At 47.4% G+C, this 26246-nt stretch carries 22 protein-coding genes and 2 tRNA genes; 4 read left to right on the plus strand and 20 right to left on the minus strand.

Going from position 1 to position 26246, the window contains the following annotated elements; all coding sequences use genetic code 11:
- Positions 1–5: 5 nt before the first annotated feature.
- Positions 6–1097 (plus strand): radical SAM protein, encoded by a 1092-nt coding sequence (locus BMW65_RS16285; protein ID WP_177181165.1) that lies wholly within the window; start codon positions 6–8, stop codon positions 1095–1097.
- Here the strand turns inward: BMW65_RS16285 and BMW65_RS16290 are convergent.
- The 13 genes from BMW65_RS16290 to BMW65_RS16355 all read right to left on the minus strand — a co-directional run bounded on the left by BMW65_RS16290 (position 1072) and on the right by BMW65_RS16355 (position 14636).
- A complete protein-coding gene (locus tag BMW65_RS16290; RefSeq protein WP_090606986.1) occupies positions 1072–2409 on the minus strand; it encodes a TldD/PmbA family protein in 1338 nt (445 codons plus the stop codon). The genes BMW65_RS16285 and BMW65_RS16290 overlap by 26 nt on opposite strands.
- Positions 2410–2437: 28 nt before the next feature.
- Positions 2438–4078, minus strand: coding sequence for a TldD/PmbA family protein (locus BMW65_RS16295; protein ID WP_090606987.1), 1641 nt, complete (start codon positions 4076–4078; stop codon positions 2438–2440).
- A gap of 65 nt (positions 4079–4143) precedes the next feature.
- Complete coding sequence (locus BMW65_RS16300) at positions 4144–5514, minus strand: aldehyde dehydrogenase family protein (protein ID WP_090606989.1); 1371 nt, start codon at positions 5512–5514, stop codon at positions 4144–4146.
- A complete protein-coding gene (locus tag BMW65_RS16305; protein WP_090606990.1) occupies positions 5501–6220 on the minus strand; it encodes a gamma-glutamyl-gamma-aminobutyrate hydrolase family protein in 720 nt (239 codons plus the stop codon). The genes BMW65_RS16300 and BMW65_RS16305 overlap by 14 nt, the downstream gene beginning before the upstream one ends.
- Positions 6217–7365, minus strand: a complete 1149-nt coding sequence (locus BMW65_RS16310; RefSeq protein ID WP_090606992.1) for an iron-containing alcohol dehydrogenase — start codon at positions 7363–7365, stop codon at positions 6217–6219. The genes BMW65_RS16305 and BMW65_RS16310 overlap by 4 nt, the downstream gene beginning before the upstream one ends.
- Positions 7366–7380: 15 nt before the next feature.
- Positions 7381–8739, minus strand: coding sequence for a glutamine synthetase family protein (locus tag BMW65_RS16315; protein ID WP_090606993.1), 1359 nt, complete (start codon positions 8737–8739; stop codon positions 7381–7383).
- Positions 8736–10040: an ethanolamine permease gene (eat, locus tag BMW65_RS16320; protein ID WP_090606994.1), complete on the minus strand. Its 1305-nt coding sequence runs from the start codon at positions 10038–10040 to the stop codon at positions 8736–8738. Before eat ends, BMW65_RS16315 begins: the two co-directional genes overlap by 4 nt.
- A 675-nt stretch (positions 10041–10715) precedes the next feature.
- Positions 10716–11066, minus strand: coding sequence for a cupin domain-containing protein (locus tag BMW65_RS16330; protein WP_090606996.1), 351 nt, complete (start codon positions 11064–11066; stop codon positions 10716–10718).
- Between the two features lie 68 nt (positions 11067–11134).
- A complete protein-coding gene (locus BMW65_RS16335) occupies positions 11135–11638 on the minus strand; it encodes an SRPBCC family protein (RefSeq protein WP_090606997.1) in 504 nt (167 codons plus the stop codon).
- 1 nt (position 11639) lies between these two features.
- Complete coding sequence (locus BMW65_RS16340) at positions 11640–11960, minus strand: ArsR/SmtB family transcription factor (protein WP_090606999.1); 321 nt, start codon at positions 11958–11960, stop codon at positions 11640–11642.
- Positions 11961–12411: 451 nt separating this feature from the next.
- Positions 12412–12485, minus strand: a tRNA-Pro gene (locus tag BMW65_RS16345).
- Positions 12486–12634: 149 nt separating this feature from the next.
- On the minus strand, positions 12635–13561 hold the full coding sequence (locus BMW65_RS16350) for a bifunctional helix-turn-helix transcriptional regulator/GNAT family N-acetyltransferase (RefSeq protein WP_090607327.1): 927 nt from the start codon (positions 13559–13561) through the stop codon (positions 12635–12637).
- An 85-nt stretch (positions 13562–13646) separates the two neighbouring features.
- Positions 13647–14636 carry a bacteriophage abortive infection AbiH family protein gene (locus BMW65_RS16355; protein ID WP_090607000.1) on the minus strand — a complete coding sequence of 330 codons (990 nt, stop codon included), beginning with the start codon at positions 14634–14636 and terminating at the stop codon, positions 13647–13649.
- Positions 14637–14638: 2 nt separating this feature from the next.
- Here BMW65_RS16355 and BMW65_RS16360 point away from each other — a divergent pair, with 2 nt between their 5' ends.
- Entirely contained in the window at positions 14639–15082 is a 444-nt protein-coding gene (locus tag BMW65_RS16360) for a hypothetical protein (protein WP_090607002.1), read from the plus strand.
- 249 nt (positions 15083–15331) lie between these two features.
- Here BMW65_RS16360 and BMW65_RS16365 read toward each other — a convergent pair whose 3' ends face one another.
- The 4 genes from BMW65_RS16365 to BMW65_RS16385 form a co-directional block, all read right to left on the minus strand.
- On the minus strand, positions 15332–17854 hold the full coding sequence (locus BMW65_RS16365) for a tetratricopeptide repeat protein (protein WP_090607003.1): 2523 nt from the start codon (positions 17852–17854) through the stop codon (positions 15332–15334).
- 619 nt (positions 17855–18473) lie between these two features.
- A tRNA-Pro gene (locus BMW65_RS16375) sits at positions 18474–18550 on the minus strand.
- A 103-nt stretch (positions 18551–18653) separates the two neighbouring features.
- Positions 18654–19370 carry a LytR/AlgR family response regulator transcription factor gene (locus tag BMW65_RS16380; RefSeq protein ID WP_090607005.1) on the minus strand — a complete coding sequence of 239 codons (717 nt, stop codon included), beginning with the start codon at positions 19368–19370 and terminating at the stop codon, positions 18654–18656.
- 18 nt (positions 19371–19388) lie between these two features.
- Positions 19389–20405 (minus strand): sensor histidine kinase, encoded by a 1017-nt coding sequence (locus tag BMW65_RS16385; RefSeq protein WP_090607006.1) that lies wholly within the window; start codon positions 20403–20405, stop codon positions 19389–19391.
- A 222-nt stretch (positions 20406–20627) separates the two neighbouring features.
- Between BMW65_RS16385 and BMW65_RS16390 the strand changes: the two genes are divergently transcribed.
- Complete coding sequence (locus tag BMW65_RS16390) at positions 20628–20807, plus strand: hypothetical protein (protein WP_090607007.1); 180 nt, start codon at positions 20628–20630, stop codon at positions 20805–20807.
- A 27-nt stretch (positions 20808–20834) separates the two neighbouring features.
- The gene (locus tag BMW65_RS16395) at positions 20835–21476 is read left to right on the plus strand and encodes an ABC transporter substrate-binding protein (protein ID WP_090607008.1); all 642 of its coding nucleotides are present in this window, start codon (positions 20835–20837) and stop codon (positions 21474–21476) included.
- Positions 21477–21480: 4 nt separating this feature from the next.
- Here the strand turns inward: BMW65_RS16395 and thrC are convergent, their stop codons facing one another.
- From thrC to thrA, 3 genes are read right to left on the minus strand one after another with little or no spacing between them, the layout of a single operon-like run.
- Complete coding sequence (gene thrC / locus BMW65_RS16400) at positions 21481–22788, minus strand: threonine synthase (RefSeq protein ID WP_090607009.1); 1308 nt, start codon at positions 22786–22788, stop codon at positions 21481–21483.
- Positions 22789–22792: 4 nt separating this feature from the next.
- Entirely contained in the window at positions 22793–23749 is a 957-nt protein-coding gene (locus BMW65_RS16405; protein WP_245747667.1) for a homoserine kinase, read from the minus strand.
- A 44-nt stretch (positions 23750–23793) separates the two neighbouring features.
- A complete protein-coding gene (gene thrA, locus BMW65_RS16410) occupies positions 23794–26241 on the minus strand; it encodes a bifunctional aspartate kinase/homoserine dehydrogenase I (RefSeq protein ID WP_090607012.1) in 2448 nt (815 codons plus the stop codon).
- Positions 26242–26246 lie beyond the last annotated feature (5 nt).

A 26246-nucleotide genomic window follows, 5' to 3' on the forward strand; every position in this document is an offset into this window, starting at 1 on the left:
CGATAATGACCTTTAAAAAAACAGTTGCTATGTATCCCAATCCACCAAACGTAGGCATTTTAGCCAACATCCAAGCGTATTTGCGTCAAGCAGGTTATCCTGCTTTCCGTTATCGACAGCTTATGCAATCCTTACAGCAAGGTATTCAAAACTTTGACGATATGGTGGAGCTTCCCAAACCCATCAGGAAAAATCTATCTACCCGTTTCGGGCCAACACCATTACCCCTTAAAATTGCTACCTCACAAGCTTCAAAGCAAGTAGAAAAAGTATTGTTCGAAACCCAATTGGGTGCTCGTATCGAAACGGTACGCTCACACTACCGAGCCGGATGGACATCCATGTGTATTTCTTCGCAGGCAGGCTGCGGGCTGGGATGTACATTTTGCGCTACTGGTGCAATGGGACTAATGAAAAATCTCACATGTGACGAAATCTGTGCACAGGTATTCCATCCATATTGGCAAAAACAATTGCCCGACAGCATTGCATTTATGGGCATGGGTGAGGCATTGGCTAACCCAGATGTCTTTATGGCCATCGACACAATGATAGCTAAAGGTCATGGTGGCATTTCCCCGCGTCGACTGACTGTATCGACCGTTGGGCATGCCCCTAACCTGGAACAGCTGACCCAAAAGCATCCGCAGGTAAACATAACCCTTTCCGTGCATTCACCATTTCCGGAGCAACGTGCGCAGTTGATACCGTTGGAAAGAAAATTCCCGTTGGCCGAAAACCTAACTATCCTTGACCGTCATGTCATGAACCACCATCGCAAAGTTTACCTCGCCTACTTACTTATTGACCATGTAAATGACACAACCGACCACCTCAACGCATTGATAGCATTGGTAAAACGCCGTTGCCGGCCCGAGCTTTTCCATGTAAATGTGATTCGTTACAACACGGCTTTTGGCGCGGATCCATCCTATCGGCAGCCAGAGGCAAGCAAGGTCTCAACATTCGTTGAACAACTAAAGGCACAGGGCATTCATGCGACACGGAGGACACAGTTTGGTGAAGGAATAGCCGCTGCATGCGGGCAGTTGCATGCAGTCACTGGATCTCTTATATCGCGTCAGAAAGCGAAGTAAACGTAAATTCCCTGATTTTAAGGGGAGGAACGATATAACTGACGTTGGATTCCGTGCTGACGGTGCGTTCGGGTAAACCCATGGTATCAAGGTTGTTCAACATAATTACCGGGCTTTCATTGAAACGGAAGTTCTTGACCGCATACCTGATCTCACCGTTTTCGATGTAAAACGTCCCGTCCCTTGTAAGGCCGGTCAGCAATAAGGTCTGGGGATCAACGGGGCGAATGTACCAAAGTTTGGTCACCAGGATCCCCCGTTCCGTATTGCTGATCAGCTCTTCTAATGTGGCGGTTCCACCTTCCATGATCATATTATTGGGAGAAGGAAGTGGGCTGACTCCCTTTTGCTGGGCCCAATAACGGGAATAAGAGAGGTTTTTAACTACCCCCTTTTCTATCCACATCGTTTTTTTCTGCACTTGCCCATCACCTGACCATGGAGAAGCGGGCAAATCAGTGTGCGCGGGATCGGAATAGATGGTGACCCGTTCGTCTACAATGATTTCTCCAATTTTCGTTTTCCCTCCAGGGTTGCTAAAAAAGGATCGGCCTTCATCAGCAGAACGTGCATCCATGGCGAAATAAAGGTTTTCCAATAAAACCGCGGCGGCGGCGGGCTCCAGTATGACGGTATATTTCCCCGGTTCCAGGGCACGTGCGCCGACCGAACCTTGTGCTTTTTGTGCCGCAATTTTAGTGGCAGCCGCAACATCCAGCTTATCAAAATCATGATAGCCCTTGATCACGTAACCCGATCCGGTGCCGTCTTCTGTACGGGCGGTCAATGAAAAATTAACGTTTGTGCTTGGGTAATAGGCAAAAAGCCCCTTGGAATTCATCATTGCGGAATATCCATTGTGATTTTCCAGGAACCCTGCCGCCGTTAGTTTTTCACTATCTGACAATTCAAGGCTTTTTCCCACGGCCACTGCCCGTGTTTCAGGGGTTATCTTGGCCGTCGATTCAAAATAACCAGTCGATTCTACGTATTGCTGGGGTTCCAGGACACCCATGTATTCAGGATTTTCCGGAGCCAACAAGGCAAGTTCTTCAGAACGACGGACGACTTTTTCAAGGGAGGCTTCGTCAAACTCATCGATAGTGGCGACCCCTACTTTTTTACCAAATGCGGATTGAACAGCTAAATTCTGATTGATTAAAGAACCGCTGGTGGATACTTCGTTCAGGGCATAACGGATATTCCCTCTTATTTCGCCCAGCAGATTGGCTTCACATTCATCTGCTTTGGAATAGCTAAGGACTTTTTGCAATAATGTTCTGGCTTCTGCTTCAGTTAATATGACAGACATGATGTTTTCGAGTTAAGGATTTTTAAACTTATACTTTCCGCGCAGTGTTAATGACATTCACCCCATTAAAACGCGCCGTAGAACTGCCGTGGGACACTGCGCTGACCTGCGAAGGCTGCCCTTTTCCATCAAAAAATGAGCCTCCCAAACGATAGTCACGTTCGTCGCATACCTTTACGCACGAGTTCCAAAACTCTTGCGTGTTTGATTGGTATGCCACGTCTTTGAGCATACCGATGATTTGCCCATCTTGGATTTCATAGAACAATTGACCGCCAAACTGAAAATTGTAGCGTTGCTGATCGATGGAAAATGACCCATCCCCGATGATATAGATACCTCTTTTGACATCTTTGATGAGCTCTTCCACCGAAAGGGGCCCTACACCGGGAGATAGGGATACATTGGGCATCCGTTGGAATTGTACAGAAGACCAGCTATCCGCATAACAGCAGCCATGGGATTCTTTTTCACCGATGATATGTGCCTGATCACGGATTGCTTGGTAATTTACCAATATCCCGTCTTTAATCAGATCCCACTGCTTTGTTTTCACGCCTTCATCGTCCCATCCGACGGCACCTAACGATCCCACTTGGGTTTTATCCGCGACGACATTGACCTGTGGGCTTCCATAATTGAATGCCTTGGATTGCAGTTTGTCCAGTGTTGCAAATGATGTGCCTGCAAAATTGGCTTCATATCCCAAAACGCGGTCTAACTCGGTTGCATGCCCAATGGACTCGTGTATGGTCAGCCAAAGGTGAGACGGATCCAGGATAAGGTCATATTTACCCGCTTCCACTGACTTGGCACCAATTTTTTCCTTGGTTTGCTTGGCAGCTGCAATCACATCTTCAAGCATATCATAGCCTTTGTTGTACCTGGTCGTAATGCCTGCGACCTTATCCGCCGGATTGGCCTGTAAGTATTCATACCCCATGCCTACCGGTGCACTAAGCGATTGCCGGGTTTCGAATTTCCCGGTTTTGGCATCGATGGTCGTCACCATGAAAACGGGCCACATACGGTGAATGTCCTGATCAATGTAGGATCCATCCGATGAGGCGAAATATTTTTGTTCATTGACCATGAACAGCATGGAATTGACGTAATTGGCTCCGTTTTTTATCGCAGCGTCATTAACGCCGAGGAGCAAATCAACTTTCTCCTCAATGGTCACTTCAAAAGCGTTTCGTTGGATGGGTGCTTTCCAACTTACCTCGCCATAACCTTGTTGGGGCGCTAAAATCACCGGACGTTTCATAAGTTTAGCGTTGGCTTTTGCTATGGCTACCGCTTCTGCTGCCGCCGCAGCGGTGTCTGCTTCGCTCTTGGCATCTACAACGGCCGCAAAACCCCAGCACCCATCGGCGATCACCCGTATACCCACGCCAAAGGATTCCGTATTGACCACATTTTGCACCTTGTCTTCGCGGGTAACCACATATTGGTTCAGGTACCTGCCTATCCGGATATCGGTGTAGCTCGCGCCCTTTGACTTAGCGGCATTCAAGGCCGCATCGGCCAAGCGCTTTTTTAAGGCAACGTCCATTCCGCTATCCAAGAAGGATTCCGGTGAAACCGCGTTGCCCAGTATGGGAACTGATGATAGCATCATGCCCCCAAGGCCTAAACCTGAAAGTTTGATAAAATTTCTTCTTTTCATGGCATTTTATATAGTTAGTTATTTGAAATTCATGAGAACGGCCAAAAGCCGGTGAAGGCGCAGCATCATCCCCTCAAGTGCCAAGCTTTCGTTTTGGTGAATGCCCTTATCCCTTGGTGTGATAACGTGACCCCTATCCCGGAATGCCGCCTCCCGCTCCATGGCAGGGCGGCACTGACCCGGTCGCAGCAATTCCAGTAAGCAGAGCCTACATCCATCCGTCGTAGGATGGATGTCGCCCGTTCCCCGTCGGGCGTATACACCCCTGCCGTCAGCCCATATGCCGTGTCTTGCATGAGTGCCACGGCCTCCTCGTCATTATCGACCTGCATGATGCCGATGATGGGGCCGAAACTTTCTGCTTTCATGACCAGCATATCGTGGTTTACATTGACCAACACGGTGGGTTCGAAATAATACCCGCGCCCTTCCAGTTGCTTACCCCCCGTCAGCAGTGTAGCTCCCTTCTCGACGGCATCTGCTACCTGTGTTGCCAATACAGAAAGCTGATCCTTCCTCGCCAACGGGCCGAAATAAACATCTTCTTCGGTGGTGGGGTCGCCTATTTTCCAGGCCTTTACCTGCTCCACGAATGCCGCTACATAGGCATCATATATCGTCTTGTGTACGTAGATCCGCTCCACGGAACAGCAGCTCTGCCCATTGTTGTAAAACGCACCATCCGCTGTAGCCGCTGCCACGGCAGCCACATCTTGTACATCATCTGTGACATATATGGGATCCTTGCCCCCCAATTCCAACTGGCAGGGCACCAGCTTGGATGCCACCTGCTCATGGATATATCGCCCCGTGGCGTAGGATCCCGTAAAAAAATACCCATCAAACGATAGCCCCAGCAAGTGTTTGCCCACATCACCCGCTCCGATGGCAACTTGAAAGACTTCTTCGGGCACACCGGCCGCTTTCAGTAGCTCGGCAATCCGGAGACCAGTATTCGTTGTAAACTCCGATGGCTTGTATAATACCGCATTGCCCGCCAGCAATGCAGGTACAAATACATTTACACCCACCAAATAAGGATAGTTCCAGGCCGAAATGTTGCATACAACGCCCAATGGTTCATAGCTGATGCGCTCTTCAAGGGTGCCTCCCCCATCATCCATCCGTTCATCGGCCAAGTATTTCGCGGCATGCCCGCTCAGCCATTTTATGCGCGCGATAGCCCCCTTGATTTCGTTTAATGCTTGGGTAAGGGGCTTCCCCATTTCAGCGGTCAGCGTAGCTGCCAGCGTGGACTTATCCTGTTCCAGCAGCACCATGAATCGCTCCATGACACCTATCCGCACGGAAAGTGGCTCGGCCGCCCACGACGACTGCGCAGCCGCCAGCCGATCAAATTTCGCTGCCAGTGAATCGGCTGTATCATCTTGGAGCACCGCCAGCACTTCTTCGGTAGCCGGGTTAATGATTTTCATAAGCTATGATGTGATTTTTTACTTCATTGATGAACCGTTCGCGGATAGCGCCCATGAATGGGTTACGGGCATCGTCCATCCGTTCGGGGTGCCATTGCACGAGCAGTAAAAAAGGATCCATGCCGGTTTCCTTTCGTTCCAGCGCTTCAACGATGCCATCATCCGATAAGGCGGCTGCTGCAAGACCTTCTCCAATCCGGTCAGCACTTTGGTGATGCAAGCTGTTCACCCATCCATCTTTGTGGCCCGTAATAGCAAACAGCAACGAATGGGGATCCACACGGATCGCGTGATCCCGTTCGCCTCCTCCGGGCAACTTGGCGTGGTTGAACTTGCCCCATGTGGGGATGTCCGGTATCAGCGTGCCGCCGAAGTACACATTGGCCAACTGGAGTCCCCGGCAGATACCCAATACGGGCAACTGCTTGGCCTGCACCTGATGCATGAGTTCCAGCTCAAATTCGTCCCGCCGCTCATCAAAATCAGCGGGCACACAATATTCCAGAAACTCGGGCTTGCCATAGCGGGACGGATGCACATCTTCCCCGCCGGTAAACACCACACCGTGGCAACGGTTTACGTCCATCAAGTTATCCCGTGTGTAGCTCAACGGCATGATCACCACGTCATCCCGGACACCTGCCACCCATTCGGCATAGCCAGCGTACATCCTGCCATCCGTCATCCCGATCGTGAGCTTGCTCATAGCGCTTTTTCGTATAAGGCCCTGAAATCATCACGGCTCACAGGCTTCGGGTTATTGGGATGCGCAAAATCGGCAATGGCCATATCGGCCAAAGTATCCAAGTGATCGGGCAGTACACCGATGGCCGACAATCGGCTCGGTATCTGAATCCGTTCGTTGAGTTCGGTGAGATAATGTACTACGCCATTGCCTGTCTCATCGGTCAGCTCCATAGCACGCGCCATCCGTCTAAACTGCTGCTCGTTGCCAGCGATATTGAATGCCATGCCATACGGTAGGTTTACCGCATTGGCCAGGCCGTGGTGCGTATCCAAAAGTGATGACAGTGGATGCGCCAAGGAATGTACCACGCCCAACCCTTTCTGAAAGGCAATAGCTCCCATCATGGAAGCCACGAGCATATTGCTCCGTACTGTTTCATCGGGCTCTGTGACCGCCTTCTCCAGCGACCGGGCAATCAGGCGTATTCCTTCCAAAGCTATCCCATCACATATGGGGTTCGGATTTTTGGCGAGAAAGGCCTCCATATTGTGGGTGAGTGCGTCCATGCCCGTCGCCGCAGTGACATGCGGAGGTAGTTCCATGGTAAGCAGCGGATCGGCAAATACGACTTTGGCCATCAGCTTCGGGGAAAAGAGGATACGCTTCTGATGAGTTTCGTCATCAGCGATGATGGCACTTCTGCCCACTTCACTGCCGGTGCCGGCCGTGGTGGGTATGGTGATGAAATGCGGCACATCGCCCGTCACATACACATCGCCGCCGATGAGGTCGTCATACTTGAACAGATCTTCCCGATGATTCACCCGCAGTGCGATGGCCCTGGCCACGTCCAATGCCGCGCCGCCCCCGATACCTACAATTGCATCCCTATCCGTATCATCCCATACGGCCGTACCTTTATATACGTCTGATTTCACGGGGTTTTTGTGAATGGCTGCAAAGACCTCTACACGAATGCCCTGCGCATCAAGGCCGGATGCGATTGCCTTGAAAAACGGCAACTGGGCAATTACCGGATCGGTGACCAGCAAAGGGCGCTGCAGCTGGTGCTGCCGCAGGTAGGCCGGCAATTCTTGCACAGCCCCACAGCCAAACCGGATGGTAGTGGGAATATTAAATTGTACAATCTGATAGGGATCCATGTGCTTTATATCGCATTAAATAATCTCAAAATATCGTTTCAGCTCCCAATCGGTCACCGCCTTGGAAAACTGTTGCCATTCCCATTCACGGGTGCTGCAAAAATGGGTAACAAAGGCTTCGCCAAGCAATTCCCTGGCAAGCTCAGACCGTTTCATCTGTTGGGTAGCCTCCCATAAGTTAGCCGGTAACCTGCCGTTGGAATCGTCGAGGTAACCATTGCCTACCGTAGCAGGCTGCTGGAGATCAAGACCATGCCTGATACCGTAAAGGCCGGACGCAAGGCAAGCCGCTATCGCCAAGTACGGATTGGTATCGGCGCCCACCACACGGGTCTCCAGCCGCGTGGATTTCGCGCCACCCGCTATGACGCGCAGCGCCACCGTCCGGTTGTCCAGCCCCCAAGTCAAGGTGGTAGGTGCCCATGCGCCTTCTACCAGCCGTTTATAGCTGTTGACGGTAGGGGCATACATGGGCAGCAAGTGGGGAAGGCAATGCAGTTGACCTGCGATATAATGTTCCATCAGCGGGCTGATGTTTCGCGGGTCATTCCCGTCAAAAAACAGGTTGTGCTGGGCATTTTCGTCCCACAGGCTTTGATGCACATGGCCGCTGCACCCCGGCAATTGTTCGTTCCATTTGGCCATGAACGAAGCGATGATACCGTGTTTGTAGGCAATTTCCTTCACCGCCGTTTTGAATAGAATGGCCCGATCCGCTGCTTCCAGCGCGCCCGCGTAGGCAATGGCCGCCTCGTAAACACCCGGACCGGTCTCGGTATGTAAGCCCTCAATGGGTATGCCGAATTGGGTGAGCAATTGAAATAAATCCGTGATGAACGCATTTTTCAGCGTACTCCGCAAGATGGAATAACCGAACATCCCGGGAGTCATCGGTTCCAGTTGCCGAAAGCCCTTTTGGTGCAGGCTATCCGGTGTTTCCGAAAAGTTGAACCACTCGAACTCTTGCGAGACGAACGGCGTAAAGCCCTCCTGCTTGCATTGGTCGACCACGCTGCGCAGTAATTGCCGAGGGCATACTGGTGCAGGGGTACCGTCAGTGCTTATAAACTCCCCTAAGAAAAAGGGTACACCATCTTCCCATGGTATTTTACGGAACGTGCCCAGATCTAAACGCAAAGGCATATCGGGATAACCGGTATGCCATCCCGTAAACGATGCATTGTCATAGGCCAAGTCATTGGCATCCCAACCGAATACCACATCGCAGAAGCCCAGGTGCCCGTCTGCCACGGCATTGAATTTATCCAGCGAGATGTACTTGCCCCTCAGCACACCATCGATATCTGCCGCCGCTAATTTTACCTTGGCCGCGGGGTGGCTTTTTACATAGTCGAGCACTTGCTGCATAGTCATTTTCTGAAAAATTTAAACAAGCAAAAGGATATCAAAAGTACCAAAAAATAAATCAGTCCGATGCCCCAGTTGTACACCAGCATGGATACCAGCGATATGCTACCCACAACGATGACGATCACAGGGAAGGCAGGGTACAATGGTACTCGGAATGGCCGATGCAATTCGGGTTCCTTATTTCGGAGCTTGATAAGGGTCACCATGGCGATTACATAGAGGGTGAGCGCCCCGAATACCGATAAGGTGATGATTTCTCCCGTGCGCCCGGAAAATAGCGCCAACAACCCGAGCAGGGTATTTGCAAGGAGCGCATATACCGGCGTGCGGAATCGGGGCGATACCAAGCCCAGGAAAGACGGAAAATGACGGGCTTTTCCCATTTCATAGGTAGAGCGTCCCGCAGCCAGAATGAGGCCATGGAACGAAGCCACCAGCCCGAAAAGGCCCACGGTGATAAGGAGGTGATACAGGATGTGGTTGTCGCCGGTCACCCTGGAGAGTGCCAGCGGCAGAGGCGAATCGGACGTGTCGCCCCCGTTTCCCTGCTGGTAGACGATCGCCTCCCACCCGGCTACCCCCACGGCTGACATGAAAACCAGTACGCAAAGTACCGCCAACGTAAATATCGCCCATCCAAAGCCTTTTTTGATGTCGCGCTGCGGGTTTTTGGTCTCCTCGGCTACGTTGGCTATCCCTTCAATACCCAAGAAAAACCAAATGGCAAACGGGATAGCTGCAAAAGCTCCGCCCCATCCATTGGGAAAAGCATTGCTCACCAGGTTTGCGGCCTCGAAATGGGGTGACACGACGCCTACGAATAGCAACAACTCACCCACAGCCAATACGGTAATGACCATTTCGAATGTAGCAGCAGCTTTTATACCAATGATATTCAGGCCCGTGAAAAGGAGATATGCCACCACGGCACTGGTGATGACCGGGATATCTGGAAAAAATGCATTGAAATAAGCGCCGATGGCAAAGGCGATCGCCGGAGGCGCAAAGACGAATTCCACGGTCTGGGCAATACCCGCTATAAAAGCAGCATCCTTGCCCAGTGCACGCTCAGCGTAATCAAACACGCCACCCGCTTTCGGAATCGCGCAAGCCAACTCCGAATAGCTAAACGTGAAGGTGACATACATCGCCATCACCACCACCGTGGCAATGCCCATGCCCAAAGTTCCTCCTTTCTCCAAACCGAGGTTCCAGCCGAAATACATGCCGGAGATCACATAACCTACCCCTAACGCCCAAAGCGCAAAAGGTGTGAGCGTTTTTTGTAACTTAACCGTACTCATTGGCGTGTTGCTAAAACTGTATTGTCTTCCCCAGCTTATTAGCGGCTATATTGGTTGAGCGATGGCGTTCATTCGCGCTAAAGATAGGAAAAAATCCATCGCAATAGTAATCAGGCATCAATACTTATCGCATTTAACCCCGCAATTGTCGAATATGCACCAACCACCTCCAAAGGATGGTCAAGACGTTTCAGCCGTACCAAAAAACACGACTGCCAGCCAGCAGATACCGAACCACTTCTCCAACGAACCGAGCCCCCAGCCCGGTGAGTTTGGATACCATTTCGTCAATGTCTTCAACGACGAACATGACACAAAGATAACCGAGGGCGTTCACGGGAGCAGCTCTTTTGTCTGATATAACCGGTGGAGTGGGAAATCGTGAAAGTTCGAGGCGGCTGTGTGAAAAAAGCGATAGCGTCATCGAGGTATTGTACAACGATATCGATATTGTCCAGTGGAGTCATTTAAAACCCGTAAGCGCTGTCCCCTGTATTAATATTGATGCCTTTATTGACTGTTCTTTCAAATGTAAAAACCTTTTTCGCTCTTCGTCTTTCAAAAAACGCTCAAAGTCTTGTTGATTTTGAAACGCTACGAGATGAATTTCATAAGGTTTGTCAATATGGATTTCAATAAAATTGTTTTCTGCCGGTCTTACTCGGAATAATCATATCATCCTTCAATTATTATTCTGTCGTTATTCGTGGTAGGCTGTGAAATTACCAGAAAGTCAAGTTGTTCGGCTGTCTCGTTTGCGATATAATGTTTGGTTTCTGGTCGAACTAATATTCCTTTTTGTTCTGCTACAATTATCCTGTTTCCCGCTAAATAAAAAGTCGCTGTCCCGCTGAGTATAAAGAAAAATTGCTGGGCGTTCGTATGAAAATGTAATTGCTCTCTTGTACCACTTGGCATACGCTCTTGTTTAACGGATAATCCTGCTGTATCAACTAATACCCAACTGTCGCAATGGTCACCCCATGAGTAATGTTCTGCTGTATTTCTGTCAATTATTTTTCCCATTTCTTCTTTATAAAATTTTGATAGTACCACTTTACAATGACTTCCAGCCTGCAATAAGACAAGCTCCTTTACTTTTGAAAGGTCAATAACAATTCGTCCAGTTGCTGGAAATCGATGGTCATGCCTTCTTTAAAGCCCATCGCCAGCTCTTTTTCGAGGTCGTCAAGCGTATCGTAAGTCAGCAGCATATCCACCTGTACTTTATTATTTTTCGGGGTAAAGTTGTTCTCCCATAGATTTTGAGGAAGCGCAGGGTTCATCGTGCCGTTTTCATCACTAAATCCACCTTTTGAGGCAAAAGATTTCTCTTTCACGATAGCAATGAAATTGGTTTTTGCCCAATGTTTTTCACCTTCGGGACTTACCATTGCGTAATGCCAAAAACCGCCTTCACGGAAATCCATCGTCGTGGTTTCGGCCCTCCACGGTTGCGGTCCCCACCACTGATCGAGCAGTTCAGGTGTTGTCCACGCCTGCCAAACCAATTCAAGGTTGGCGGCAAATTCACGGGTAATGTGAATGGTGTTGTTTTCTTTGTTGACGGTGAAGTCAAATAATAATGTCGGGTTCATTTTACTTATTTTTTAGTGTTAGTAATAATTTATCCAGGTTATCAAAGCGGTCTTCCCAAATTTTGCGGAACTGGTCTAACCATTTATCTATTTCTTTCATTTTGTCAATTTCAAGTTGGTAATAGATTTCCCTGCCTTTGCGTTCCTGTTTTATCAGTTCGCACGCTGTCAAAATGCGTAGATGTTTAGATACAGCTTGTCGGGTTGTATCAAAGTGTTCGGCAATGGCATTTGGTGTCATTGCTTGTAATGCAATTAAGGCGACAATTCCCCGTCTTGTCGGGTCTGCAATTGCTTGAAAAATATCTCGTCTTGTTTTCATTATGCAAACATATAGTTGCAAATATATATGCAATTATTTGGTTTCACAAATTTTTCAAGGTTTTTTTAACTTGTATAGGTTGTCAAACAGCAAGCTATCCTGAAACAGGTATTCAAACAGGGTTCCACGTTTAAAGAGGGTATATTTAGAACAACCTGGGTTAATCCAAAACTCAGGTATAACTCACAGATAGTCAAAGAAAAAGAGCTGATCTTTTGGGGCAGCCCTCAGATTTTTTAGATGATCCCCCATCAGGTCGGGGGGGCGGGATTGGCCGCGCTCCGCAGGCCCCACACCCAATTACCGCAGCCATCCTGTGAGGGGGGCTCAGCTAAATGGAAGCTGGCACAACATGCTTGTGGCTTTTTTTGTCTTCTCACTCGCACAAACAAGTTTGGCCAGCTTCAAACAAAAAAAGCCCTTGCTGATGCAAGAGCTTCCATTTGCTGTGTCGGGGTGGCGGGATTCGAACCCACGGCCTCTTCGTCCCGAACGAAGCGCGCTACCGGGCTGCGCTACACCCCGTTACATTATATTTGTGCTATTCACAAGCTTGCAAACTAGCCTCAGGCAAATCGCGGAGCAAAAGTATCATTTATCTTCGAATAGATCAACTATTTTAAGAAAGTTGCCTCCTGTAGACTCCATTCCTTTTGCTTTGTTTATTCAAACACCTAAAGTATCAAATCGTATCGTTCTTCATAAAGCACCTTGCCCCACTGCTCTACCTCTACTGCAGCCGTTGGCTGAAAACCTACCCGCTTATACATAGCAATCGCGCGTTGTTGAACGTCTGTAGTCAACAGGTATACCCGGTTATATTGTTTGCTCCTGCAATACGCTAGCGCCATCTCCAATAATTTTCTACCGATGCCTGTGCCTCGAAAAATAGGATGCACAAGGAACCAACGTAATTGGGCCTCATTATGCGGCCGCTCAACGATGGCAATGCAACCAACGATTTCGCCACGATATACGGCCAGCCAGATCTTATTTTTATCGGGGTCGTATTGTTCAAGAAACTCTTGGAACGTCTTGATTACGTAACCCTCAAACGATTGGGAATAGCCGGACTCCTGCGCATAAAGTTTGCCATGTAGGTAAATTAGATATCCGATGTCTCCTGGACACAATTCATCCCGAAAAACCACCTGCTCGGCAAGCGCTTGACTATCATAGCGCGAGGACAAGAGCAATTCTATCGTTTGCATCGCACCCACCAATCGCTCGGATTCTTCCGGCTTGAGCGAATTGATAAATTGCTCAATTCGTTCATCCTGTTTAGTCTGGAGTGCCGCCAGCAGTGCCTTGCCCGTATCTGTCAGCCGAATATGGAATGCTCTACGGTCGGTATCAGACGGCGTTTTTAGGACAATCCCATCGCGTTCGTACATTTTCAACATTCTACTCAAGTAGCCTTTATCCAATTGGAGTGATTCACTTAATGCTTGTGCCGTGACGGTACAATGTGTTCCGACTTCGTAAAGCACGCGTACCTCGGAGAGTGAATAGGGGCTTTCGAGGAAATGGTCATCAAGGAGACCAAGCTGTGCGGTATAGAACCGATTGAATAACCTTACTTGTTTAATTTTTTCCTTCACAAGGCAAAACTGCATTAAATAGTTGACAAAAGCAACCATTTACAACTAAAACTCTGATAAGATAGCCGCAATGTTCACCAATTTTTTATAAAGTACACGTGCTTCGGAGAGTGGGATTTCCTTGTAAGTAGTTTTTTTTCATATTTTTAAGCCGAATAAGACTTAAATTATCATCAGCAATTCCTATCTTGTTTAGAAAAGATTTATGCTTAGCTATATCCTCGAAGTTATGATAACTAACTGTCCAAAATGAATTTTTGCATATTGAGCTGGCAATTTTTTCAAAATATGGCTGGTCAACAAATGATAAGGAATGTCCCAAGACAAACACTTCACAAATATTCTTTAAAGTAGAAAAGTAATCTTCCTGTTCTTTTATTATCTGCGCTGTAGGTTTAAATGTTTTGTAATAATACTCGTCAATTTCTTCATTTCCCAATTCATAAAAGTAATAATAGCTGTATTCATTATAGGCATTACAATGTTTAAATCTCTTATTGGGATCTACACCGTGGCCTAGTACAATTTCTGAACAGATATCGATTGCCTGCTTATGGATGTAGTTGATATTTTCAGGTTTTATGCAGTATAATTTCTGTAGCGTTGCTGTGTAATTAAAATTAAGAAATAACCCCCTACTATTTAGATTGAGCAACTTAACTGTTGGACAATCAGGAATTTTTAAGTCCAAAATCCAATTTAAGAAAGCTTCCCGGAGCTCAACGGTAACCAAGTCAAGCCGTTGGCATATTTCTTCAGCGTATGCATGCCAACCACGTTTTATCAAATCATCTGAATCCAGATTCGCAATATATTTTCTGCATTCTTCTTTAACTAATTCCATATCAATTTCAGCAAGTGTTGATTCAAACTGACACCATAGAAAATTGTAATCAAAGTATTTACGTAGGTGTTTATATAGGGCTTGATTGTTTTTCGCTACATACTTTTCAAAAGTCCTATATGTTGAAGCTATACCGTGATACAAATCAAAACCATTTCCAATAATGTAAAGCTGTGAACGGTATTTGTTTAATGTGCCTGCAACCATGATTTTATACAAAGTTCGAATCATTTTTGAAAGATTTGAAGGATTTGGCGTATAAGAGGATTTGTGTTAAAAATAGCTGCATTCAGCTCAAAAAATTTGTGGTACGTTCAGAACTATTAAAATTAGGTAAGATCGCCTTAGTAATACCATCAGTAAAAAGGCTCGTTTTTTCAAAAAATGATTTTATAGCAATCGATGCTAAGAAACTGGCTTGGTTTATTCAGAACAATGGGGGTTATCGACAATTTCAAAAATTAAGTGGATTGGACGTTGAGGTAATGCACAACAAGCCCAAAAGGACAGCTTGCAAATCCGATAGTCTGAATTTTATTTTGGAATGTGACGTGTGTAACCAATCTGATGTGCTGTTTTCGTTTGTCGCGCCAGTAAGCTTGTTTCGCCCTAAAGCAAAAACCTCTGGCTACTGCCAAAGGCTTTCTTTAACAGTCGGGGCGATGAGAATCTATTAGAACACCTACGGGAAATTTTGAAAGTAATCGGGGATTTTATTGATAAAAATGGAAAGAATAATTTGTAATGATGTTATTTTGCATCAACGATGAAACCCGTAGTAATCTTCTCTACAAGTTTCCAATCTCCAAGAATCACCTAAAAGATTTCTGACAGTTTTTATATTCTAATGAATTGCAGTTTTATCATAGAAGATAAATATAGCAAAAAAGTAGCCTTTAAATCATTTGTTCGACTGTCAATTCCTGTTACTCATTATTCAATTTCTGTAACCGTTCTTTTGCTGAAGGGATGACGTCATCATCTTCTTCATAATTTTCAATCACACTTTCCAACGTGCTCTTCGCCTGGAAGTCATCGCCTTTGCCCGCATAAGCATCCGCAAGCAGGATGAAGCTCTTGGCCACCCAATAATCATATGACCCCATGTTGTTGATCACATCAAAGGCCGTTTCCTGGGCTTTGTCGTATTCCTTGTCTTCATACTGCAGTTGCCCCACGCGGTACCGTGCCTCTGCGCCGACTGCAGTTTGGCTCCTCAGCGCCGCCAGATTCAGTTCCTTCATGGCGGGCTCCACGTTCCCTTCCCGCAGCATGGCCCGCGCACCGTACAAGTGTGCCTTGGCAATGTCCTCCTCAGATGACCGATCGTAATTCTTTATCAACTTCGCATACTTGGCCACCTGCTCCAAGTCACCGATTTCGAAATAACAAATCATCAGGTTAGTTACCGCATAGCCATAGTTTTTTTTATATTCTGAAGTAAGCTCCAGTTTTTTGAGGTGCACGATGGCCTCGTTGTATTCTTCCAGGCTCAGGTACAATGCGGCCGCCGTCAGCAAGGTATTCTCCGTATACTCGCTCGTCCAGTCGTTCAGGATGATGTTCAGGTCATGCAGCGCTTCCCTCGGGTGCCCGGCGCGGTACAAACTCACCCCGCGGATATAACGGGCATGTTTTTCCTGTACGGGTTTCGGAAATTTATCAAAATATGCGTTGATCGCTTCCACGGCAGGTCCGTAGTCCCCCCTGGCAAACAAGGTATGGGCAGCCCGGAAAGTGAGGTTGTCCTGTTCGGCGATACTCAAATCGGCGATATTGGTACTGGTAGCGTAGTTGATATATCCTGAAGCATCTCCCCTGTCCAAATAGATGTTTTCAATGGAACGGAGCGCTTGCCGCGCTTCATCGGTTGTGGCATGCTCCGCTACCACCTTCTGGAATGTCGCCTTCGCCGCTCCGGTATCATCTTTATTGTACTGGACAAGCCCGATGGTCATCAACGCCCGGGGGACATAGCTGCTGCGAGGGTATTGCTCGATCATTTGTTGCAGCCCTTGGATGGCCGTATCGTAATCATCCGTAGTGAAATACGTGTACGGGATTTCAAACGCCACGTCATCGGCATAGTTTGAACCGGGGAACTGCGCAATAACCGAACGCAGAGTACTGAGCTTGGTTTCATTATCGCCCTGCAATCCCTGGATAATACCGCGCTGGAATAATGCATAATCCTGATTGAAAGCTTTACTGTTGATCAGCTGGTCATAGTATTGGTTGGCCCTGTCGTAATTGCGTATGGACAAATACGAGTCGCCCAAACGTGCGATCACGTCATAACGTACATTTTCCTCCATCGAACTTCCCTCGGTAGCCAAAAAGCGTTCAAAATAATCGGCAGCCATACCAAAGCTGTTGTTGCGGAACGCCGCATACGCCAGGCCATAGTTCGCATAACTGTACACATCGGTGTTTCGTGCGACAGGCAACCGGAGGAACCGGGAAAAGTTTTCCACCGCCTCCCTGTACTTGCGCACTTCATACATCGCCTCCGCTTTCCAATACGTGGCCAACGCCGCCATTTCCGCATCGATCGGGAATTTTTCCGATCGCATGAACATGGATATGCTGTTTTCGAAAGCGCGCTCGTTATAAAACTCCAATCCGCGGTAATACGTTACTTTTTGATAGGTCCTATCGGCTTCCCAGTCCCTGTTGTTGAACGATTCCAGCATATTTACCCCTGCGTGGAAATTGCTCGTGCCCAACAAGACTTCGGTCAATAGTGTTTCCGCATTCTCTGTTTTTTTAGCGTCAGGATCAGCATATTCCTTAGTGAAATATTCTTTGGCGACTTCCAGGGCAACTTGGGGGGAATCCAATTCATACAAGATTTTAGCATAGTTAAACAGCCCATCCGCTTTCAATGCCTGGTCGAAATTCAGTCTTGACGCTTTGACAAACGCATTCCGCGCACCTTGTTTATCACCGGTTTCCAGGGCAATATGGCCTAAAGCAATTATCGAGCTCTGATAAAAGACGTCCGAAGTCGCCAACTTCTCCAGAATAGAAGTCGCTCTTTCGTATTCGCCTGCTTGGTAGGCCAGGAAGCCAATCCGGTAATTATCGATATTGCTGCGTGAAGCGTCCGGATGCCGTGCCAGCAATCTACCGTAATAAGCTTGTTTGAATTCGTTCTTTGTAAAATACGTAGCAGCGGCGATCTGGCGCAGCTCAATCTCAAGCGCTTCCCGGTCGATACGCATATCCGGGCTTCGGCGGATCTTTACGGCATCGGCCAGCATCGGCCGGTAATCACGTACGACATCGATGGAATCCATAAGCGTAGGTTGCCTTTCGTCCCGTCGCTCACTGGGTTGTCGCTGCTGTTCTCCTTCTTCCTGCGCATACCCCATAACCAGCAGGGCTGAAAAGACCCCGGTAAGCAGGTATTTCAGGTAGCTATGGCCGATCCTTTCTTTCAATATCATTATTCGTCCGTATTCCTGAACTTTTCCAAACGTTCCTTCGCCGAGGGAATAATACAATTATGTAAATCGTCAGCAAAAAGTGGGCCCAAAAAGGTAAAAACTAAGGGGAGATTTTTAGGTACTACTCAAAAATATACTACTACCTCGCCGCCTGTAAATCCCGGGGATGCGTCTTCCCCTTCGGGGCTTTCATATCGTTGGCTACTTTTTTGACTTTTACTTTGGAATAAATCTGCATTGTCCGGACGCTGCCGTGTCCGAGCATGTAGCTCACCGTTTCGATAGGTAGCCGTATTCCAGCGTAACCGTGGTGGAGAATGTATGGCTGCGGATTTGGCTAGGACTTTCAGAGCATGGTTTACGATCTGATACAGGGCAAAAAAACCATAAATGATTAATTTATAGGGTTTTGATTCCAAATGACACTCTTGTTGGCGGGATTGACTGCGTCCCGCAGACCCGCACGCAATGGCCGCAGCCATCCCTGTCGGGGTGAGGTCTCAACCAAAATAGCTAGCACTACGTGCCTAAACATTCCAATAAAAAGGGCCGCTCAAGCAAACTTGGCGGCCCTTTTTATTGGAATGTCTCCCTGCTTTCGCAGGAACTTCATTTTAGTTGGTCGGGATGGCGGGATTCGAACCCACGACCTCCAGCACCCCATGCTGGCGCGATACCTGGCTACGCTACATCCCGAACGGGGTGCAAACTTAGCTAAAATTGTATTTATATGCAAGTTATAAAAACTGAATATAAATACAATTTTTATCGATAGCTCATCAACTGCTGAAGAACGGTATCAACTATTTTTATCACCAATATACTTATAAAAAGTATCGCGATAAGTATCACCTACCGGAATGATCTTGCCTTCAATGAAAATGCGACCTCGCTCAATGCTGGCTATCTTATCAAGCGCCACGATGTACGAGCGGTGAACACGCACAAAACGGTTGGCGGGCAGGATATCCTCCATTTTTTTCATGTTTTGGAGCGTCACGATACGTTCATCGGGTGTATAAATGGAAATATAGTCTTTTAGTCCTTCTATATATAGAATGTCCTCAAGATCGACACGTTGGATTTTATGTTCGGTCTTGACGAAGATAAAATCTACCGCATCGTTTGGCATAGCTGGCATTACCGGTTGTTGTACCTTGGCTGGTTTATTATTAAGTATTTTCTGCACCGAACGATAGAATCGATCAAAGGCAATGGGTTTTAACAGATAATCCACTACGTTGAGGTCATAGCCATCCAATGCATATTGCGGATAGGCTGTGGTGAGGATGACATCGCATTTGCCATTAATAATTTTAAGAAATTGTATACCTGTCAATTCCGGCATCTGCACATCCAAAAATACCAGATCTACTTCACCATTCTGTACCAGGGTGAGTGCTTCAATCGCATTGGTGGTGCTGGCTACCAGCGTCAGTTCGGGCACTTTGGCTACATAATCCGAGATGATGTCCAGTGCCAGCGGCTCGTCGTCTACGGCTATACATCTTACCATGGGGCAATCATTTTGGGATTATAAATATATGAAAAGTTCGCTACTGTAATACGTGTCTGACTCAATAATGTTGATGGTATGCCTGCCGGGATATCCCAGCTGGAGCCTACGCTTCAGATTAGTGAGCCCGACACCTTTGGTTTGATCCTTGTTGAGCTGGCTTTTGGCATTTTCAGCCTTGAAATGCAGGCGACCATTGTGCACTTCGATATCGATACGGATGGGTTTATTGGCATCGGTGGACACGCCATGTTTAAACGCATTTTCGAGAAATGAAATCAATAACAATGGCATGATGCGATGGTCGGTTTCATCCATAGCTACATGGAGCTCTACATAAACATTTTCTTTGAACCGCAGCTTCTGCAGTTCGATGTAGTTTTTCAGGTAGTTGATCTCTTCTTCCAATAATACGGTCTCCTCATTACTTTCATAAAGCATGTATCGCATGATTTCGGATAGTTTGAGGATGGCTTCAGGGGTTTTGTCTGACTTCTGGTAAGCAAGGGAATAGATATTATTCAATGAATTGAACAGAAAATGGGGATTGATTTGTGATTTCAGAAAGGCTAATTCGGCATTGAGTTTTTCGTTTTCCAGACTCTTACGGTGCTCCCGATGCTTGAAATTGGAAGAAATGATGAACACTGCCGTACTCAATAACATGAAAAACAACCCAGTAATTAATGCTGCTACCGTATATTGTACGGGTGTCAGTAATTGTTCTTCGTTTTTTTGATTCCGGTATTTCAAAATAACATCTTCATAATGCAGGGCAATGGCGTATTTCAGGGTTATCGATACCAATAGGATAATAAGGATATAAAATGCTGCACGCCCATAGTGATTGCCTCCTATAAAAAGCGGATTGACAAAGAAGTAGTGGACGTAAAAGATAACCATGTTTAATGCACCGTACAACAAGATCAAAATAGCTGTTTCCTCGGGGTGTTCCCTAGCACTGATAAAAAACAATACGACCAATGTGACCACCCAAACGAGCCCATGGATCAGAATAGCTCTATTTTTAAGCATAATCGCAAATATAAGGTAAGCCTGTCAATATCACCACACAGATAGACAAACACCCTGCTTGCATCGGCCAACACCCCATTCCAAAGGACGAATGCCTTGATTCCGTTGGTCTACAAAATCCGACCGTTGGTCTAAAACTTTTTTATCGAAAAACAGGAATTGGTTTCTTTGTATCGTGTATTTGACAGGTGTGATGGTATAATCTTGCAAACATAAAAGAAAATGAAAAAGTTTATTGGCAACATTTCGCCCTTTCTACTACTGGTGATTCCCTTTTTTGTAGCCTTGCTATTGGTGGCTGGGCAAGCAGGTAGAGAAGTCATCCAAGAGCGCATACAGTTGAATGCTTCATTCATTTCTTTGCCGGATGTGAATGTTTTTAAGGTATTGATATGGCGATAGTGTGGCGACTTGCTTACCTTTGCTTCCATGCAAAGCCCATTTTTATCGCTGCACAGTGTCTTGGAAGCGCTGCAACTTGACGTTGCTTGTATTCCCTTGCTTGAACAAGCTCCTCTATATGACGAACTTGTTCGTGCCAACACACCCCAAGCCGTCTTCTCCGCTATACGTACCATTGGTGATGTCCTGAATGCACAACAACCCGCCAATCAACTGGCGGAGAGCCTCGAAGATCGCATCAATATTATTATTCACAAACTCAAATTTATCGCCGACGAGAATAAGCCCAAGGTACTTATACTCCATGACGTATCGCCTATGCAGGTGGCAACCGACGAATACCTGGCTAATCTCATTCAAACTGCTGGCGGTATCAACTATCATACAGACACGCCATTAGTGACATGGAATCCAGATGTAATCATTATCATCAATGACAAACCCATGTCGCAATTGTTGGATGAATTGCCGAAGGTTTTTTCTGACTCCATATGGGCATCTGTAAATGCCATAGCCAACAACAATGTATACATCATTCATCACCGCGATTATCTGCGCCGGCCGGGAGCGCTAATCGCCGATGATACTGAAATACTGGCTGAAATCTGCTACCCGAAATATTTCGTTTTCGGACGTGACGAAGATGCCTGGATGAAGTTTGAATGGTAATGCATCAAGGATTCGATAGCAAGTAACTTTTGAACGCTTTAAAATCGACATCCAATTCCACCACCTCCTTGTGCCTTCCTTCCAATAGCTGAACCTGACGCGGTACGACAATCCGGGCTGCAATCTCCTGGGGAAACACTTCGGGAAATTTGCAAGGATGTGCCGTGGATAGAAAGATGGCCGCGTATTCACCTGGAAACTGCTGGCAATAGGCTTCGGCAGCCAGCCAAGCAATAGCAGTATGTGGGCAAGCGACGTAATGATAGCGATCAAAAATCGCCTGGATAGCCAATCGGGTGTCCGTGTCTGTAAAAGCGTACGAAGTGACCACTTGTTTTAACATTTGGTTATCGTGCCCAAATAAGTCCATAATACGCACCCAATTGCTCGGGTTGCCCACGTCCATTGCATTGGCCAACGTCTGAATGGATGGCTGTGGCTCGTAACAACCTGTATCAAGAAAACGTGGGACGGTATCATTCACGTTAGTAGCCGCAATAAACCGCTTGACAGGCAATCCCATCTTGTAAGCCAACAAGCCTGCGCCAATATTGCCAAAGTTGCCACTGGGCACAGAAAACACCACATCTTTAATGCCTTGCGTCAACAGCTGGGCATAGGCATGGAAATAGTAAAACGTTTGTGGGATAAGCCGTGCAATATTGATGGAATTGGCTGACGTAAGTCGAAGTGTCGATTTCAACGATGGATCGTTGAATGCCTCTTTGACCAATGCTTGGCAATCGTCGAAGGTCCCATCTACTTCGATAGCCCTGATGTTTTGCCCATTAGTCGTCAACTGTAGTTCCTGCACGGGGCTTACCTTTCCTTTTGGATAGAGTATGGTAACCCGCGTACCCGGTACACCCAGAAATCCTAACGCTACAGCTCCCCCCGTGTCGCCTGATGTAGCTACCAATACATCCAATATGCGATCGTCATCAGCCGAAAGAAAGGCCATTACCCTGCTCATGAAACGGGCACCGAAATCCTTGAAGGCCAAAGAGGGGCCGTGGAACAATTCCAGTACGGCTAAGCCACTATCCAAGGGGCGGACGGGTGCCTCGAAGTCAATCGCATCTTCGACGATCTTACGTAGCTCGGCTTCAGGAATGTCATCACCAACCAATGCTTTGGCTACAGTAAAGGCAATATCCTGCAATGAATATTGCTGAAGATTTTTAATGAAGTAAGCGCCTAACTGTGGAATCGCCTCGGGCATATACAGTCCCTTGTCCACTGGAAGGCTATTGAAAACCGCCTCTTTGAACGATACGCGTAGATCGCGGTTGTTTGTGCTATATAATTGCATGTTTTTAATCCCTTAGTTCTCTTGGCCCTTCCATGTTTATTCCCGATACATAGCCGTTGCTCCCAATACCTTGCTCGGTCAAATGAGTCTGAATAATTGACGTGACGTATGTTGCCTGTTCCGCGCTCCGCGCAAAAGCGAATACGGATGGCCCCGACCCGGAAATGCCAAAGCTCAATGCCCCAGCTTCCATGGCCAACCGGCGCATCTCATAAAATTCAGGTATAAGGATAGCCCGCGTAGGCTCAATGAGTACGTCTTGCATGCTACGCCCGATGAGTGCGTAGTCGTCGGTAAAGAGTCCGGCCACCAATCCTGCAATATTGCCCCACTGTGTCACGGCGTCTTTAAGGGCCACTTTCGTCCGTATCATTTGGCGTGCATCACGCGTGGGCACATCAACATGAGGGAATACTACCGAAGCATGCAATGCCGGAGGGACTGGGAGTGCCACCACGTCTACCGGGTCATATCCCCTAATCAACGTAATGCCGCCCAATAACGCGGGTGCCACATTGTCTGCGTGGCCATGGCCGCAGGCCAACTCCTCGCCTTGCATGGCAAAAGGCAATAATTCCCGCCGCGAGAGGGGACTGCCCAACAGGGTGTTAATCGCATATAGTCCCGCTACAGTGCTTGCCGCACTCGAACCTAGGCCGCTGCCAATCGGCATGCGCTTGTGCAATTCCATGTCTATACCGATGTTTGTCCGCCCGATGTGTTGAAGAAAAGACACTACACTGGCGCTTACTGTATTCTTTGATACTTGACGGGGTAATCGGCCATCGTCACCGGTGATATTTACCAAACGTACACCTGGCTCCTCAACCCTCCGTATAATCACCTCATCACCGGGATCGTACAAGGCAAAGCCCAGCACATCAAATCCGCAAACCATATTGGCTACCGTAGCCGGTGCAAACACATGCACGGTATCCCGTTCCATGGAGACTGTCTTCATTTCTTTATAAGGATATCATTTACGTTTAACGTCTTGCTGCAAACTCATGCTCCCACATTTACCAAATCGGCAAAAACCCCCGCTGCGGTGACTTCCGACCCAGCTCCGGGGCCCTTTACCACAAGCGGTCGATCCTTATACCTTTCTGTGGTGAAGGAAATGATGTTGTCACTTCCCGACAGTGCAAAAAATGGATGATTCGCATCGACCAGTTCCAATGCTATCGATACCTGTCCGTTTTCCAGTTTACCAATGTAGCGAAGTACTTTATTTTCTCGCAGAGCCTTCGCCCTCAGGTTGCCAAAATGCTCATCTGCCGCTTTCAATTCGCGGTAGAATTCGTCCACGGAAGCCGCTTGAATGCAAGCGTCTGGCAGTATAGCCCCTAATTGGACATCTTCGGGTTCAAGCGCATACCCTGCATCCCTCGCCAGTATCAACATTTTACGCATGAAATCTGTACCTTTAAGATCATCACGCGGGTCAGGTTCTGTATATCCCAATTGCTGCGCAGTTTTCACTACATCGTGGAACGATACCGTACCTGCGAAATTATTAAAGATGTATGATATCGTGCCTGACAATATGGCTTCGATGCGCACAATGCGATCACCGCTCATCATTAAATCCCGCAGTACCCGAACAATGGGCAAACCCGCTCCGACATTGGTTTCATAAAAAAAATCCACACCATGTCTACGGGCGGTATCCTTTAATATCCGATATTGGCTATACCTGCCTGAATTGGCTATCTTGTTGCAGGTGACGATGGAAATGTTGGATTGGAATATGGTCTCGTAATAGCGGACAGGTTGCTCACTTGCCGTATTGTCTATAAACACACAATTTGGCAGGTTCATTTGCTTCATCCTGGCCACAAATAACTCCAAATCAGCCTGTTCACCAGCATTTTGCAATTGTTCTTTCCATTCTGCCAGGCTTATGCCCTCGCTGTCGAAAAGCATTGTGCGCGAATTGCTAAGCCCCACTATTTTTACCTCGATGTCATTATTATCCAACAGAAATCCATACTGCTCTTGAATCTGCCGGAATAAAGTGGAACCAATGTTTCCTGTGCCGACATTGAAAACATGCAATGTTTTATTCAATTGCGCAAAGAAAGCGTCGTGCACGGCATTCAATGCTTTGGCAAGGTCGGATTGGCTGATGATTACTGAGATGTTGTACTCGGAGGAGCCCTGGGCAATTGCCCGGACATTAATACCGTTTCGACCCAGCGCGTGGAAAAGCCGGCCGGACATACCGGGGGTATGTTTCATGTTTTCGCCAACGATGGCCAGTATGGACAAACCATCTTCAATCTCGGGTGCCGATAGCTTGTTGGCCTTTAATTCCAACTCAAACTCACTGCAAATCAACCATTCGGCACGCTGCGCGTCGGCCGGATGTACAGCAAACGTAATGCTGTGTTCGGATGATGATTGGGTAATCAGCACCACATTGATCTGCTCCTTGGCCAGCAACGTAAATAGCCGCCCGCTGAAGCCCGCCCGGCCTATCATGCCGCTGCCTACCAAATTGATGACACTAATGGCAGAAATGGAAGATATGCCTTTAATCGGCAATGCCGTATTGCCACTGTCGTGCTGGATGGTCGTACCGGCAAAATCCGGATTGAATGTATTGCGGATAACAATGGGAATCTTCTTCAGGAAGGCTGGAATCATCGTGGGCGGGTAAATGACCTTGGCACCGAAATAGGATAACTCCATGGCCTCGGTATAGGAAAGTATGGGTAGCGAAAAAGCTTTTTTTACGATGCGCGGATCAGCAGTAAGCATGCCATCCACGTCGGTCCAAATTTCGATAGTTTCAGCGCCAAGTGCCGCGCCGATAATGGCAGCGGTGTAATCGCTGCCCCCCCTACCCAATGTGGTGACCCTGCCTTTTTCACTGGATGCAATAAAGCCGGTCACGAAGAGCAATTTACCGGGATTTGCGGCAACAAATGCCTGTATAAGCTGTTCAGATAGCACTTGGTCTACATGTGCGCTTCCAAAGTGGCTGTCCGTCTGGATAAGTTGTGTCGCATCTACGAACAGCGATTCGGGAAAATATTGTTCGGCAACTTTGCTGACCAAAAACGCTGAACACCGCTCACCGTAACTCAATATTAGGTCTTTACTTTGTAAACTCAGCTCACGGAGGTTGTAAATGCCTTGCAGAAGATCTTCCAGTTCATTGAAATAAATCTTTAATTTGGTGAATACCGGATTTTGGGACTTTACCGCAATCAACTGCTTGACTACCGCAAAATGGCGTGTTTCCATCTCCTGTAATCCCTGGATAAAATTCCCGCCCTCGGCTGCCTCCGTCGCCAGGTGCGTCAGCAGGTTGGTTATCCCGCCCATTGCTGACAACACAACTAATGGGCGTTCGCCTGATTCATGGGATTTCCGCACGATTTCGAGTACTGCTCGGATGCCATCAACAGCACCAACGGATGTACCACCAAACTTAAGTATCTTCATTTCAT

This window comes from Parapedobacter koreensis (genome assembly GCF_900109365.1).
GTDB lineage: Bacteria > Bacteroidota > Bacteroidia > Sphingobacteriales > Sphingobacteriaceae > Parapedobacter > Parapedobacter koreensis.